Raw genomic sequence first — 14,795 nt, 5'->3', positions numbered from 1 at the left:
GGCGATAGAACAGGAACTACGAACGAATCCTAATGAACGTCGAGGGCATCCGTAAACAGCGCTCTCCCGCAGCGTCTTGTGGGAGCGTTGGAAGGGGAGGTTGCGGGCCAATGCGTCCACCCGCAATCTCCCTCCGAACGATAGATAGTATGAAGTGTGAAGAAGGAAGTGGTCGATGGCACAAACCGAAGCTCAACGTACCGCACATGACGATCGGCCGCATGGCTGGAGACGTTGGGCCTTCTCGACGAACCACAAAGACATCGGCACGATGTATCTAATCCTCGCGGTCGTCGGCGGTACGATTGGTGGCCTCATGTCGATGGCGATGCGCGCAGAGCTCATGTATCCAGGTCTGCAGATCTTCGTCAATCCGGACGCATTCAACGTCATTGTGACGGGCCATGGACTGATCATGATCTTCTTCGCCATCATGCCAGCGATGATCGGTGGCTTCGGCAACTGGATGGTTCCGTTGATGCTGGGCGCACCCGACATGGCGTTCCCGCGCATGAACAATATTTCGTTCTGGCTTCTCCCGGCCGCGTTCACGCTCCTGTTGGCATCGCTCTTCGTGCCCGGCGCACCCGGAACTGAAGGGGCGGGAACGGGGTGGACTGCGTACGCGCCACTATCCACGAAGGGAAGTCCAGGAATTGCGATGGACTTCGTAATCCTCTCGATTCACCTGGCGGGAATCTCCTCCATCCTCGGGGCGATCAACTTCATTACGACCATCTTCAACATGCGCGCACCAGGCATGACTTTCCACAAGATGCCGCTCTATGTCTGGTCAATCCTGGTGACGTCGTTCCTGCTATTGTTGTCGGTTCCGGTCTTGGCTGGCGGAATCACGATGCTTCTGACCGATCGCAATTTCGGCTCCGCCTTCTTCGACTCGTCCCATGGCGGCGATCCTCTGCTGTACCAACACCTGTTCTGGTTCTTCGGTCACCCGGAGGTCTACATCATGATCCTCGGTGGCTTCGGGATCGTCAGCCACGTCGTTTCGACGTTCTCACGGAAACCCATCTTCGGCTATCTCGGCATGGTCTATGCGTTGGTCGCCATTGGGACTGTCGGATTTGTCGTCTGGGCGCACCATATGTTCACATCCGGTCTAGGCCCAGACACGCAAGCCTATTTCGCCTTTGCTTCGATGGTCATCGCCGTGCCCACCGGCATCAAGATCTTCTCTTGGGTCGCGACCATGTGGGGTGGATCGATAACCTTGCGTACGCCGTTGCTCTGGGCCCTTGGTTTCATCTTCTTGTTTACGATCGGGGGTGTGACGGGCGTCGTGTTGGCCAATGCGGGCCTCGATCGTTCGCTTCACGACACCTATTATGTGGTCGCGCATTTCCACTACGTCTTGTCGGTCGGCGCTGTCTTCGCGATCTTTGCCGGCTGGTATTACTGGTGTCCCAAGATGACGGGGTACATGTATTCCGAAGCCCTGGGGAAGCTACACTTCTGGCTGATGTTCCTCGGCGCGAACATCGCGTTCTTCCCGATGCATTTCCTCGGCCTTGCCGGCATGCCCCGGCGCATCGCCGATTATCCGGACACGTTCGCCGGATGGAACTTCGTGGCGTCGATTGGCGCCTTCATGGCCTTCGCCGGCTTTCTCGTCTTCTTCGTGAGCGTCGCAAACACGTTCTGGGCACGCCGCCGAGCACCGGCCAATCCGTGGGGCGTCGGTGCCACGACCTTGGAATGGACCGTGCCGTCGCCGCCCCCGTTCCACACCTTCCAAACGTTGCCGCGTATCCGATAACAATGGATCAAAAGGCGAGCGCATTGGGCGCAGCACGGGCCTTCACGATCAAGGTCAAGCGGGCCTACGAACGCCGGCGGACAGCGATGGACAGCGGATCCTCGTTGACTGGGTCTGGCCGCACGGCCTCACTAAGGAGCAACTCCACCTACATCGCTGGGCGAAGGAACTGGCCCCCAGCGCGGCGCTGAGAAAATGGTTTGGCCACGATGCCGCACGCTGGGATGCATTCTGTGCGCGCTATCATCGCGAACTTGATGCGCATCCGGAAGCGGTGAAAGAACTTGTGGCCGAATGCCTCAACGGGCCGGTGACTCTGGTCTTCGGTGCAAGGGATGTCGATCACAATCGGGCTGTGGCGCTCGAACGGTATCTCCGATCCCGCCGTAAGCTGGTTCCGAAGCATCACGCGTTCCCTGCCGGTCTACTGCTTATGCGTACTCGTGCTTTGACGAGAGCTCCGTGATGAACGGTGCCCAACACCGTGGAGTGTTTGACACAATTTTCAGTCAGGGATTCAGGCCGCTTTTCTTCGGTGCAGGTCTCGGGGCAGCGATTGCCGTTGCGATCTGGCTCTCGATCCTTCGCGGAGACGCAACACTGACGACATCGTTCGCGCCGACCCGCTGGCATGCGCATGAGATGTTGTTCGGCGCTGCCGCCGCAGCCCTAGGTGGCTTCGTGTTGACTGCTATACCGAACTGGACAGGGCGCACGCCAGTGAGAGGTACGCCGCTCGTCGTTTTGGTTACAGCATGGTTGGTGGGCCGGATCGCCCTGGCGACATCGGCCATTGTCGGCAACCTGCAGGCTGCCGTCCTAGATCTCTCGTTTTTGGCGATCCTTTTTGCGCTGGTCGTACGCGAGATCGTCGCAGCCAGAATTTGGCGGCACGCGCCGGCCATCCGCCCAGCCCTCGCGACGTCATGACGGAGCGCATTTGCTTCGTCGTGCGAAATGAAAATCCGTCGCGCGCAATGTCCCGCGCGATCGCTAAGAGTGACTCCGCTGACGATGGGCACTTAGCCACCGCGTCCTGTCTAGCCGCACCGGCGTGCGAACCCTTATTGCCCATGTCGCGCACTTCTACCTGACCCCGACCTGAGGCGCACTCTCATACATCGGCCTGCTCCATATCACCAAGCCAAAGCCTATTCACCCTCTTGCGGAGACCGTGAGCGTCCGTGGCTCAGAATGGGCACGCGCGGCCTGGAGGATCCGGTGCCGACCGACACTCGATGAAACCGGATTCGGCCTGCCGTGTTCCGCCCCTCTTCCCAATCCCGGTCCGTCCAATAGGTGCCTTCGAGCACCGCAGGCCGGTGCCCTGGTGGGATGGTCAGGCATGCCGTACCGAGATGTCTCCGGCAAACAGCCGTGGTGTCCAAAACAAGGCTGTCAAACACGTAGAATAGGACGGGCCGGTTCGATGTCTTGTCCTGCCGAAGTGCGCAGACGACCGCCTCGGAGCATTTGCGCCCCTTTCGCGACATCAGCTGCATGCGCACACCCGAGACGCGTGTGTCGATTCGAGCTGTTCCGATCTTACTGTAGAGGCGGGCTTCCGCGTCGGCGGATGATCGCCGCGCCCGGACCGCATTGGAGCGCACCTCGACGAGGTAGTCTCCGTCGATGTCCAGAGCGAGCTGCCACAGCCCGAGAAGGCGACCAAGGATCGGAAGCCGCACCCTTCCGGCGACGAGTGACAGTGCCGCGCAAACAGCAAGAGCCTTGAGCGTCGTGCCGAGTTCGGGCTGCAGTTCCGCAAAGAGCAGCACGATGGCCAGCGCGACGACAAGAGACGTGGTGACTGCGCGCGCCGCACTGGAGAGGCGCTGGCGCCAGGTCAGTTCAAATCGCGCGCGGAATTGCCGAGGCCGTACCACGCTGCTCCTCCCGGGCCGGTGTTAGAGAGCCGCCACCCTCTCCCGCGCCACGTCAAACGCCTGTTCCAGATCCGCAAGAAGATCATCTGCCGCTTCGAGACCGATCGAAAGCCGGAGAAGTCTGTCAGTGATTCCCGCCGCGGCCCTTGCAGTTTCGCCCATCCCTACATGCGTCATGGTCGCCGGATGGGCGACGAGACTCTCTATCCCACCGAGAGATTCGGCCAATGTGAAAACGCTCAGAGATTCCACGAAGCGGCGCACGGCTCCCACGCCACCATCGAGTTCGAAACTCAGCATGGCGCCGAACCCGGCTTGTTGGCGGCCAGCAATGGCATGGCCCGGATGCGACGGAAGACCGGGATAGTGCACCGCTGCAACTTGAGGATGGGCGTCCAAGAACCGCGCGATACGTTCCGCATTCTCCTGCTGCCGCTCCATCCGTGGAAAAAGCGTCCGCAATCCGCGAAGGGTCAGATAGGAATCGAAAGGTGCGCCCGTGATGCCGGTAATGTTGGCCCAAGTCGCGAATGTCTCCACATCCGCGGCATCCGCGGCAACGATGGCGCCGCCCACGACATCGGAATGACCGTTGAGGTATTTTGTCGTGGAATGAATCACGAAGTCCGCGCCGAGCGAGATGGGCCGCTGAAGCGCAGGCGACAGGAATGTGTTGTCGACAGCGGTCTTCGCTCCGAACGACTTGGCACGTTCTGCGATCTGCGCGATGTCGACGACACGCATCAGCGGATTGCTAGGCGTTTCGATCAAGACCAGCGCGGGATACTGCTCGAAGGCCGCTTCCAACGCGGCGTCGTCTCCTTGGTCGACAAACACGACCGAGAAATGGCCCCGGTCCCGCCGCGCGGCCAGAAGCCGATAGGTTCCGCCGTAGCAATCATGCGGGGCAACGATGAGCGTGTCGGGCTCCAGTGTGGACAGGAGCAAGTCGACGGCCGACATGCCCGACGACGTTACGACTGCTCCCGCGCCGCCCTCGTCGCGCGATCGTATCCGCAAGAAGTGCGCGGCTAGGATTGGCGGTACGCGAGTAGTCGTAGGGCCGCTCTGCGCAAACCCCGGAAACACGAACGTGCTCGACAGATAGATCGGGGGCGTGACTGCCCCAAAGGATTCGTCCAACGCGATTCCGTTACCGGCAGCAATCGTTTCAGGATTCAGACTCTTCGACATGTGTCACCGTCCATATTGTCAGTCGGGCAAATCCACCATGCGCAAATAGGGCTTTAGTTCGCGCCAGCCTTGCGGGAAGTGTTCCTTGGCCTGCTGGTTCGTAAGTGCCGGCGAGATGATGACGGGTTCGCCCGGTTGCCAGTTGACGGGCGTCGCGACTTTGGCCCTGTCGCCGGTCTGCACGCTGTCGATAGCGCGCACGATCTCAGCGAAGTTTCGGCCCGCAGCCGGGGGATAGATCAGGATCAGACGGATGCGCTTCGTGGGATCGATCAGGAAGACGGCTCTGACCGTGACCGTCGGATCAGAATCCGGATGGATCATGTCGTAGAGGGTCGCCACGCGCTTGTCGGCGTCCGCGAGCAACGGAAAATTGAGGCCATGCCCCTGGGTCTCGGCGATATCTTTCGCCCATTCGGCGTGGCTCTCCAGCGGATCGACTGAGAGCCCGAGCGTCTTGACGTTGCGCTTCTCCCATTCCGGCTTCAGCCGTGCGACTTCGGCCAACTCCGTGGTGCAGACCGGCGTGAAGTTTTTGGGATGGCTGAAAAGCAGGCCCCACGACTTGCCCAACCACGCGTGGAAGTGGATCGGACCTTCAGTGCTTTCCTGCTCGAAGTCCGGCGCAATCTGGCCGAGTTGCAGAGACATCAACGTGCTCCTTTAGACTTTTTCTTGGACCGCGCTTGCGGACTGTTGTCTTGGGTGGGGCCGAGGTATCCGGCGCGGAGGACAAAATCGCCGAGATGCTCGCCCCGCTTCCGGTCGCGCGCGAAGTCCGCGAGGACACCGCCGAGCTTGTCGAGGATCGCCGCCTCACCGACATTCTCGAGGACCAGCTGGTTCAGCCTCTGACCGTGAAAGCCACCGCCGAGATAGAGATTGTATTTCCCGGGCGCACGCCCCGTGAGACCGATGTCGCAGATATACGGCCGGGCGCATCCGTTCGGGCATCCGGTCATGCGCATTGTGATCGGCTCGTCGTAGAGGCTATGGCGTTTCAGCATCTCCTCGATCTTGGTGATGAGGCTGGGCAGGTAGCGCTCGGACTCCGCCATGGCGAGGCCGCAAGTGGGCAACGCCACACAGGCTATCGCGTTCAGCCTCAGGCCGCTTCCTCGATTGAGTTCGGACAGACCGTGGACGCCGAGCAGGCCTTCGATTTGGCTTCGCTCCTGCTCGGTGAGGTTGGAGATCATGAGGTTCTGGTTGGGCGTGACGCGAAACTCGCCCGCGTTCATGTGCGCGATAGCCTGTATCCCATCGAGCAACCGGCGTTCGGGACCATTCCGTATCCGACCATTGTCGATGAATAGGGTGAAATGCTGGAGGCCGTCCTCGCCCTGTTGCCAGCCGAGCGTGTCGCCGTTCGAGGCGAAGTCGAACGCTTTCGCGGGCGCCAATTCGAATCCGAGCCGCACTTCGATCTCGGCCTTGACCCATTCAAGGCCCTTGTCGTCGATCGTATATTTGAACCGGGCGCGGGCGCGGTCCGATCGATCTCCGTAATCGCGCTGGACTTCCATGACGGCGTCGATCGTGGCCAGCAGATCGTCTACCGATACGAATCCGATTACGTCCGCCAGGCGCGGGTATGAGTTCGGGTTGCGGTCGATGCGCCCCATGCCGCCGCCGATCGCGATGTTGAATCCGATGAGCCTCTTCCGCTCGATGATGGCGATGAAGCCGAGGTCCTGCGCGTAGACGTCGATGTCGTTGATGGGCGGGACCACAAATCCGATCTTGAATTTGCGGGGCATGTAGGTGCGGCCGTAGAGGGGCTCTTCTGGTCCCGCGACAGCCACGCGCTCCTCCTCGTACCAGATCTCCTTGTACGCGCCGGTCTTCGGCACCGCATGATCGCTCGCGCGCTTCGCGAGCGCATAGACCTCAGCGTGCAGCGAGGACAGATGCGGATTGACCGAGCACATGACGCCGCGGCAATCGTCTCCGCATGCGGCCTTGGTATCGAGGAGGACGTCGCGCAAGCCTTGAAGAGTTGCGCGAAGGTTGTGCTTCAGCACACCGTGAAACTGAAAGGTCTGCCGTGTCGTAAGGCGGAGACTCCCGCCTCCGTAGTCGCGGGCCAGCGTATCGAGCTTGAGCCATTGTGATGGGCTGCACACGCCACCCGGCAATCGCACACGGGCCATGAAGCCATAGGCGGGCTCCAACTTCTGCCTGCGTCTTTCATCTCTCACGTCCCGATCGTCCTGGAGATAGAGCCCATGAAACTTCATGAGCTTCTGATCGTCCGGAGAGACGGCGCGGGTGATGGGGTCAGCCAGGCCGTCGACGATGCCGCCGCGCAGCTGATCGCTGTTCGCCTTCAGCGTCTCGTCGGGATGGAGCCTGTCCAAGGACTGCGAGACATCGCGACTCCGGTCGGCCGCCGGCGCGGCAGGACTTTCAATAGACATCGACTTGATACCGGCCTGTGGACTGCATCGTGCCGAGATATTCGGCCGCGGATACGTCGCTGAGCTTACCTTCCTGCTTCAAGGCATCGATCAGCGTCGCGTGGATGGCTGGTGCGAGTTCGCGCCCGCCGCAAACGTATAGCGAGGCGCCCTCCTCCAGCCATGCGTAGATGTCCTTTGCGTTTTCCTTCAGGCGATGCTGGACATAGGACTTCGTGCGCCCGTCGCGCGAAAAGGCCACCTGCATCCGCGTGAGCATTCCGTCCTTCAGCCATCGCTGCCATTCGGTCTGATAGAGGAAGTCCGTGTGGAAGTTGCGGTCGCCGAACACCAGCCACGACCGGCCGGACGCGCCGCGCGCCTCGCGTTCCTGCAGGAATGCGCGATAGGGAGCCACGCCCGTCCCCGCTCCGATCATGAGGATTGGAACGTCGTCGGCCGGCAGACGAAACCGTGGATTTGGCTGGATGTAGACTGGTACCGTGCCTGTCGGAGCAACCCGGTCTGCAAGGTAGCCCGTAGCAACGCCGGAACGCGGCTCTCCATTGAGCTCGAATCGAACGGCTCCAACGGTGAGGTGAACCTCATCAGGTACAAGAGATAAAGAAGACGCAACTGAGTAAAGCCGGGGCCGCATATTGCGCAGCCCCGCAATAAAAGCACTCGGACGAACGCCAGGCATCGGATAACGACGAACAACATCGATGATATGGTTGTGGAACAGAAACTCGCTTCTAGCGTCCACCTGTTCCTTGCCGCGTAGCGCGACAAGATCGTCGGCCCCGGTCAACTCTGCCCATTGGTTGACGAAGCGCGTGGATCCAACAGTGATTTCATACTCATCGGTCAGCGCCTGGCCCAGACCGACCGTTCTATCCCCAATAGACACTTCCTCATCCGAGGACAGACCGAGCGCATCCAGAAGTGCGCTCACCAGACTTGGGTCGTTCGACGGAATGACCCCCAGGGCGTCGCCGGGTTCAAACTTGAGACCGGATCCTTCTATCGACACTTCGATGTGACGGGTCTCTTTGGTCGACCCGCGGCCGCTCAGAACGATGTTGTCGATGACGCTTGCTCGGAAGGGGTGACGTTGGTCAACGATGCGCTTCGTGATCCTGGGTTGCAGAGCAATGTCCGGCGCGTGGTGACCTGTTGACGTTCTGTCACGTGACCTTTTGAGTTCCTGTGTAACAGCCCCTATCCATTCGGAAGCTGAGTCTTCGTAGTCGACGTCGCAGTCGACGCGCTCGACCAGGCGTATCGCACCGAGCTCGGTCAACCTTCTGTCGAGCCGTTTGCCGGCCTCGCAGTATTGATCGTACGTGGAGTCACCTAGCGCCAGCACGGCGTATCGCAGGTCATCCAAATGCGGTGCTCTTGCGCTCTCAAGGAACTCGAAGAAGTCCATGGCTGTCGCAGGAGGCTCCCCCTCCCCGTGCGTGCTTGTGATTATTAACAGATCACTCTCGCTTCTCAGCTGTCGGGGCTTGTAATCCGCCATATCCGCCACGACTGCTTCGAGACCTTCCCTGCCGACCGACTCTTGTAACGCCGATGCCACGTCTGCGCTGTTGCCAGTCTCGCTCCCGAACAGGATTGTGATAGTTCGCGTCTCAAGACTTCCGGTGGCCAGTTCGTGGACACGCCCATCGTGCGGACGCACATCGGTCGATGGCGAAAGCTCTCTCTTTCGATGATCAAGACCGGCGAAATACCCACTAAGCCACAGTGCCTGCTCGGTACTCAGTGTCCCGGCAAGTTCACTTATGTGCCGCCATTGCTCCTCTGTGAGGCCTGGGCCATGAAAATCGAAAACGGTCATCTCGTCTGTCTAAAGTCAGTGTGCAAGCGAATGCGACTGCGGCCCACCACTCTCGTGCCGCGCCGGGAATGTCTGGCGCAGCTTGGCGCCAGCAATTTGCGTCCGGCAAGTGAATTTAATTCGTACTTCAAAGCAAAAATATTGCTTTTTGTGCAGTGGTCATCGCCACTCCAATTACCGATTGAATTCGCGGACCCGACATTCCGTAACGATGAAGTCCATTGGAATGTCGTGTGACTGAGGGTGGATGGTCTCAAGGCGGGATTGCTCGTACCCCACGCCGACAATGCGCGGCCTGTTTGGGGCCGCAGCGAGGGTGCGATCGAAATAGCCGCCACCGTAGCCAAGCCGGTAGCCTGCGTTATCGAACCCGACAAGCGGCACGACGACGATATCGGGGTTAACCTCGATACATTTTTCTGGATGAGGAATGTTCCAAATGCCGCGTTCCATCGGAGCGCCAGGCCACCAAAGTCGAAACTGTAAAGGCGCGTGCTTTTTGGCGATCACCGGAAGAGCGACGTGACCGCATCTCAGCCTAACGGAACTCAGCCATGGTCGGAGGTCCGGCTCGCCGTTGCAAGGCCAATAGCCGCTCACGAGCAGTTTTGCGAGATCGGGGAGAAACTGATTGAGCTTCTCGGCTATCTGCCGCGCATAGAGGTCCCGAACAGCTAGGCTGACATCCAGCCGTTCGCCAATCAGCCGGTCGCGGTGGATCCTCCGCCAACGCTGTAGGTCCTCCGGCGCATGAGCCGGAACAACATTGTCTCCGATCACATCTGAGTAGCACGGGGACAAGGACAGTCTGCTGTGGAACATCATTTTGAACCGGTCGGCACCGGCCTCCCATTGTCGAACCACTTAATGACAATACTTTTTTCCGCAAGACAAACGAATATAATCGGTGCTTCGCTGCAGAAATATTGCTCAATTGGAGTTCCCTTCGACAATGGACATCGAACTGGCGAGAACGTTCCTTACGATTGTGAGGACTCAAAGCTTCATCCGCGCCGCCGAGCAGCTTAACGTCAGCCAGACAACAGTCAGCGCTCGCATCCGCTCACTCGAAGAGAAGCTCGGAAGGACACTCTTCGTCCGCAATAAGAGCGGAGCCTCACTCACGCCCGCCGGCGAGCAGTTTCTGCGTTATGCGCCCACTTTCGTTCAACTGTGGGAGCGTGCTCGTCATCAGGTCGCGGTTCCACCGGGACACCGCGCCGTACTCGCCGTTGGCGGAGAGTTGATCTTGTGGCACCCATGGATGCTGGAGTGGCTGCACTGGATGCGCAAAACGGCACCGGAAATTGCGCTTCGCGTACAGGTGGGTTTGCCGGAGTCGCTAATGGAACAGGTCACCAATGGCGTACTCGATCTCGCCATCTTGTACGCACCGCAAAACCGACCAGGTGTTCGTGTCGAACTCCTCCTGGAAGAAAAACTCGTTCTCGTAACGACAGATCCAGACATGACGGCTTTTCCGCCCGAGAACTATGTCTATGTCGACTGGGGCGCAGAGTTCGCGAGCCACCATGCCATGGCCTTCCCTGAAATCGGCAATCCCGGGCTGGTCATCGGTGGCGTCGGTCTTCTTGGGTTGAACTACATTCTCGAGGGAGGAGGCTGCGGGTATTTCCGCCAGCGGCTTGTGACGCCGCATCTCGAATCCGGAAAGCTCCACCTTGTTCCCGGAGCGCCCAGCATCTCCTATCCAGTCTACGCTGTCTGTTCGGCGCAAACCGAGGACGAACTGCTGCAGATCGCCCTTGAAGGACTGAGGAGTGTCGTCGCGGGGTAGCGGCTCTCGGCGGGCCGGGCCCAGTTGTGGCGCCAAGCCAACACTTCACTTACTTCAACTGGCGATTCGGTGCCCGTAGCATCGAAAGTGAAGTTCGATGACTAGGCCCGGGCGGCCTAAGACGTAGCGCTGCAGAGCGAGACCTTCGATCGGACCTAGAAGACTAACCACCACATCTTGGTGACAATCCGTTCCAGCACATGAGTGCCTACCAACCAGTGTCCCTCTCCATTCAAACTAGGGACCACACTGCGACCGAGGCGACTCCGGGCACTATCGGGCTCGACCTACGGCCCGTCCGCTGGCACCAAGATATTCCAGAACCCGCGCTCCATGCGTTTTGCGCCCTTCGTTCAATCAGGTGTTGTTGAGTCGACAAGCTGCCTTTTGAGTCTCTTGATCTCGGCAAACCGCTCAGAAACGTCACGGATGATAGCTGCCATACCAACAATCTTTCCCTCAGCACTCCGAAATGGGGTAATAGAGAACTCAATCGAAATACGCGCTCCGTCCTTCCTTATGGCAGGCACGGACAGCAATGCTCCCGCAGCGTAGCGCGTGACGCCGGTCCGCACTGTGTTTGAGTAGCCTTGCCGATGACGTGCCCGCAGGTTGGTGGGGATTATGATGTCGAGCGGCCGACCAACAGCTTCCCGCGCTGCGAAGCCAAACATGCGCTCGCAGCCACCGTTCCACAGCCGGATAACGCCATCTTGATCTGCATACAGAATGGCCTCGGATGTCTCCGACAATATCCTCTCTGCGATGTCCACTAGGTGCAAAATGACTAGTTCCCTTCAGTATTTGACTGCTCGCCCGTTCCCTTGTACGGCGCCGAGACGGAACGCACTCAGCAGGCGTTGTCGGCCAATGCCGCAGCCATCAGGCTGCTGCGCAGAACATGCATTGGGATCAAGCTGGACTGACGGCAAGGTGCTGCCGGAGAGAATCTGCAAAACCGCTCGAACTGATCGTCAGCTCGTCCAGCGTCCACTCATCGAGGACTCCCAGATACGCTCCCAGCGCATCACGCAGCGCAGTTTGTAGACGGCAAACCGGCGTGATGCAGCACGCGGTCGTCGTTCGGAAGCACTCCACAAGGTCGAAATCTTCCTCCGTCGCTCGAACAACTGCACCGATGGTGATTTTCTCGGGCGGCTGAGCCAGCCGAATGCCGCCGTTACGTCCCCGTAGCGTCTCGATAAGACCCAGCCGCGCGAGCCGTTGAACGACCTTCATGATGTGATGGTGCGAGATATTGTACGCAGCTGCGATCTGCTCGGCCGTCGCCAGTCGGTCGGGAAACGCTGCCAGGTACATCAGCACACGCAGTGAATAGTCGGAATGTCGGGTAAGTCTCATTGGCCGCTCCATTCATAGGAAAAGTTCCTCGTCAGAATGCGAAGTCAGACCCTCCAGAACGTCCTTGAATGCTTAGCACTAAAATAAGTATGATGGATACCTATTATTATCGCAGAGCAACTGCGGGGCGATCGAGAAGGGGAGGTATTCATGACACGCAAGGGCTACACGTTCGCGCTTGGACTTGTACTGGCAGCAAGCATGGCAAGCGCCGATGAAGAGCGAATTTCGTTTCCTAGGGACTACAAGACTCAGTTCGAGAACTATCTGAGTCTCGATCGGGTGCAGAACCCCGATCAAATCATTCGCCTGTTTGCGAACAATGTGGCGATTGAGGCCGCGAAGCAAGGGCGCGAGCTCCCCGCTGGGTCGGTCATTGTGGGCGAGGTATTTAAGGCCAAGAAGGACGATGACGGTAATGTCGTGACCAGCTCTCTCGGACGGCGTGTGCGTGACAAGTTGGCCGCCGTTGCAGTGATGGAGAAAGGCGAGGGATGGGGCGCCAAGTTTCCTGACGAGCTAAAGAACGGCGATTGGGACTTTGCGATATTTGCTCCCGATGGCGAACGCCTGAACAAAGATCTCAACACATGCCGGTCCTGTCATGCACCGCTGGCGAAGACCCAACACCTCTTTTCGCTAGAGCATTTGGCTCAGTAGCGACTGACGTGAATACGCAATGAGCGGTGTCGGTGGTGTTAGACAAGAGGCGGAACGGGCGGCCAAGACCAAAATCGACGCCTTGGTCGGCTTGCTGGGGGACTAGTTACAAACCCGGCGGTACGTCAGCACCAAGACATCGCGGAAGGTCTTCATTGTCGGATCGAGCGGCTCGATCGGGGTAACACCATGAAAGACACGACGGTCGTCCAGGAACACCGTGTCAAGCGGATTGGTCAACGTGAACTCTCCCAATGGTTTGCCAGACGGATCGTAGATCTGCGTTACGCCGCTGGCGACGTTGATCCGATCGATCAGCATAACGCTTACGAAATCCACACCGTCACGATGGGCCCCCTCCGGCGTTGGCGATCCCGTTTCGGTTGCAGTCGCCTCAATCCGAAACTGATGCATTTCGATATGCCAGCGGGGGCTCACGTCTTCCTGCCCGGCGCATACGTCAAACAGCATGGTGCAGCAGCCAAGCAGTCTCTGTGCAAAGTGGTTCTCAACAGTGGCAGTTTCGATCGGCAGGAACCAGCGTTCTACGCCGCCATTCACGGGGTTGTAGTCGCGACTCTGGTAGTGCGGCTGGTGGGTGGCGCGTTGGATAGACCCATCTTTGGCAGTGAATACGGCGAACCGCCTACGCCTATAGCGACCACCGTCAGCCATGTATGAATCCACACCGAGGTCATCCCAGCATGAGGTAAATGCCAACCACGCATTCAGGCTCCCGGGGCCCAATATCGAGCGCATCTCATTGCCGGTCCGGAATGAAACTCCGTCTCGCGCAAGTTCCTTCGCGATTGTCTCGCTCTTTCCATTCGCGGCCGATGAGTGTTCTTCAGATATCGCTCCGTCGGATATCGCACTGCGTTCTGAACAATTGCGGTCAATCACGTTTCCAACCTCGACGGCTCCCGCTTCAAGTCTCTATCCACATCTCCGCTCTCGGGCTTTGCACGACAAGCCCGCTTAGTGATTGGCGGTGAACCCGTTGCGGCTGCTGACACTACTTACATTGGGGCAGCTCAAAGTCTTCTCAAGCGCTTCAACCAGCTCTTCAGTACTCTCCGGAGAGAGATACAGACCCGCATTTTGTTCAGCCAAACACCGCGTCTGGACGATGCTTGCCTCTCCCGTCCAAGACAATCCCCTCACGCGCAAACTAATGACATGAACCGTCAGCTGCTCAGCATCAGCGTGGAGTGCCTTGCCCACGTCGCAGGGGGACCCGCCGCACGTATCTTCCCCATCCGTTAGCAGGAGGACGACGCCGGGATTGTTGCGATAATCGAGCAGGTCAGCGGCTTCCTCGACGGCTCGCGTCAATGGTGTGCCACCAGCGGGCACCAGGCCCCTGACAATTGTCAAAATTTGTTCGTCGGCATCTGCGGTCGGCGCCAAGCTCGCCTCTATGTTGTTGCACTGGTTTGGCAGCCCCGGAGTCCGTGTTGGCCCGTAGATCACCAGGCCCACGCGGCGGAAACGGGTGACATTCGGCAAGACTTTCTCGAGCGCAGACCTCACCCGATCTATGCGGCTAACCGTGTGAGCACTTTCGCTGCCGTATCCCCAGCCATTACCCGACATGGAACCAGAGGCATCGAACACAAGGACCGCGTCCTCGGTACACGGAACATGACGCTCGTCCCGTGCACACACTGTAGTCGTTTGGGACAGGATCGAAATCAGTATGACCAAGGCAAAGGCTGACATCTGTCGAAAGAATGCGACAGCCCCGTTCCTCTGCAGGCCGGCTGCTTCATGATGCATACTGCTGGTTCTCACCGAGTGGCACCTCTCAGTCGTACGACCTGCTGGCTAGCTCGTTGGCATTGGTACCAATCCTATCATTGCCGACGGTCCG

15 protein-coding genes are annotated in these 14,795 nt (G+C 59.1%); 5 read left to right on the top strand and 10 right to left on the bottom strand.

What is annotated here, in order from left to right:
- The first annotated feature begins 175 nt into the window (after window positions 1-175).
- Genes ctaD through AUC70_RS07660 form a run of 3 tightly spaced genes read left to right on the top strand, consistent with a single transcriptional unit; the run spans window position 176 to window position 2,707 of the window.
- Window positions 176-1,777: a cytochrome c oxidase subunit I gene (ctaD, locus tag AUC70_RS07670; RefSeq protein WP_069444307.1), complete on the top strand. Its 1,602-nt coding sequence runs from the start codon at window positions 176-178 to the stop codon at window positions 1,775-1,777.
- A complete protein-coding gene (locus AUC70_RS16230; RefSeq protein ID WP_342022002.1) occupies window positions 1,701-2,243 on the top strand; it encodes a DUF488 domain-containing protein in 543 nt (180 codons plus the stop codon). Before ctaD ends, AUC70_RS16230 begins: the two co-directional genes overlap by 77 nt.
- Window positions 2,243-2,707: an NnrS family protein gene (locus AUC70_RS07660; protein WP_069444305.1), complete on the top strand. Its 465-nt coding sequence runs from the start codon at window positions 2,243-2,245 to the stop codon at window positions 2,705-2,707. Before AUC70_RS16230 ends, AUC70_RS07660 begins: the two co-directional genes overlap by 1 nt.
- 221 nt (window positions 2,708-2,928) lie before the next feature.
- On the opposite strand, the gene AUC70_RS07655 is transcribed toward AUC70_RS07660, so the two are convergent.
- From AUC70_RS07655 to AUC70_RS07630, 6 genes are all read right to left on the bottom strand, one after another.
- Window positions 2,929-3,663 (bottom strand): hypothetical protein, encoded by a 735-nt coding sequence (locus AUC70_RS07655; protein WP_069444304.1) that lies wholly within the window; start codon window positions 3,661-3,663, stop codon window positions 2,929-2,931.
- Between the two features lie 21 nt (window positions 3,664-3,684).
- Window positions 3,685-4,857, bottom strand: a complete 1,173-nt coding sequence (gene metB, locus AUC70_RS07650; RefSeq protein WP_083241385.1) for a cystathionine gamma-synthase — start codon at window positions 4,855-4,857, stop codon at window positions 3,685-3,687.
- 18 nt (window positions 4,858-4,875) lie between these two features.
- Window positions 4,876-5,508: a peroxiredoxin gene (locus tag AUC70_RS07645; RefSeq protein ID WP_069444303.1), complete on the bottom strand. Its 633-nt coding sequence runs from the start codon at window positions 5,506-5,508 to the stop codon at window positions 4,876-4,878.
- A complete protein-coding gene (locus tag AUC70_RS07640) occupies window positions 5,508-7,277 on the bottom strand; it encodes an NADPH-dependent assimilatory sulfite reductase hemoprotein subunit (protein WP_069444302.1) in 1,770 nt (589 codons plus the stop codon). Before AUC70_RS07640 ends, AUC70_RS07645 begins: the two co-directional genes overlap by 1 nt.
- Window positions 7,267-9,102 (bottom strand): assimilatory sulfite reductase (NADPH) flavoprotein subunit, encoded by a 1,836-nt coding sequence (locus AUC70_RS07635; protein WP_069444301.1) that lies wholly within the window; start codon window positions 9,100-9,102, stop codon window positions 7,267-7,269. The genes AUC70_RS07640 and AUC70_RS07635 overlap by 11 nt, the downstream gene beginning before the upstream one ends.
- A gap of 174 nt (window positions 9,103-9,276) precedes the next feature.
- Window positions 9,277-9,903 carry a 5-formyltetrahydrofolate cyclo-ligase gene (locus AUC70_RS07630; protein ID WP_244505547.1) on the bottom strand — a complete coding sequence of 209 codons (627 nt, stop codon included), beginning with the start codon at window positions 9,901-9,903 and terminating at the stop codon, window positions 9,277-9,279.
- A 151-nt stretch (window positions 9,904-10,054) separates the two neighbouring features.
- On the opposite strand from AUC70_RS07630, the gene AUC70_RS07625 reads away from it, so the two are divergent.
- Window positions 10,055-10,900 (top strand): LysR family transcriptional regulator, encoded by an 846-nt coding sequence (locus tag AUC70_RS07625; protein WP_069444300.1) that lies wholly within the window; start codon window positions 10,055-10,057, stop codon window positions 10,898-10,900.
- 353 nt (window positions 10,901-11,253) lie between these two features.
- Here AUC70_RS07625 and AUC70_RS07620 read toward each other — a convergent pair whose 3' ends face one another.
- Window positions 11,254-11,652, bottom strand: coding sequence for a PAS domain-containing protein (locus AUC70_RS07620; protein WP_244505546.1), 399 nt, complete (start codon window positions 11,650-11,652; stop codon window positions 11,254-11,256).
- A gap of 160 nt (window positions 11,653-11,812) precedes the next feature.
- On the bottom strand, window positions 11,813-12,262 hold the full coding sequence (locus tag AUC70_RS07615; RefSeq protein ID WP_069444298.1) for an RrF2 family transcriptional regulator: 450 nt from the start codon (window positions 12,260-12,262) through the stop codon (window positions 11,813-11,815).
- A 150-nt stretch (window positions 12,263-12,412) separates the two neighbouring features.
- Between AUC70_RS07615 and AUC70_RS07610 the strand changes: the two genes are divergently transcribed.
- Window positions 12,413-12,922 carry a cytochrome P460 family protein gene (locus AUC70_RS07610; RefSeq protein WP_069444297.1) on the top strand — a complete coding sequence of 170 codons (510 nt, stop codon included), beginning with the start codon at window positions 12,413-12,415 and terminating at the stop codon, window positions 12,920-12,922.
- A 102-nt stretch (window positions 12,923-13,024) separates the two neighbouring features.
- Here the strand turns inward: AUC70_RS07610 and AUC70_RS07605 are convergent, their stop codons facing one another.
- Together AUC70_RS07605 and AUC70_RS07600 are read right to left on the bottom strand one after the other, a co-directional pair.
- On the bottom strand, window positions 13,025-13,681 hold the full coding sequence (locus tag AUC70_RS07605; RefSeq protein ID WP_083241384.1) for a 2OG-Fe dioxygenase family protein: 657 nt from the start codon (window positions 13,679-13,681) through the stop codon (window positions 13,025-13,027).
- A gap of 219 nt (window positions 13,682-13,900) precedes the next feature.
- On the bottom strand, window positions 13,901-14,644 hold the full coding sequence (locus AUC70_RS07600) for a vWA domain-containing protein (RefSeq protein ID WP_069444296.1): 744 nt from the start codon (window positions 14,642-14,644) through the stop codon (window positions 13,901-13,903).
- Between the last annotated feature and the right edge of the window lie 151 nt (window positions 14,645-14,795).

This window comes from Methyloceanibacter stevinii (genome assembly GCF_001723355.1).
Lineage (GTDB): Bacteria > Pseudomonadota > Alphaproteobacteria > Rhizobiales > Methyloligellaceae > Methyloceanibacter > Methyloceanibacter stevinii.
Note: the sequence above shows the minus strand (reverse complement) of the source record. Positions and strands in the feature narration are given on the sequence as shown.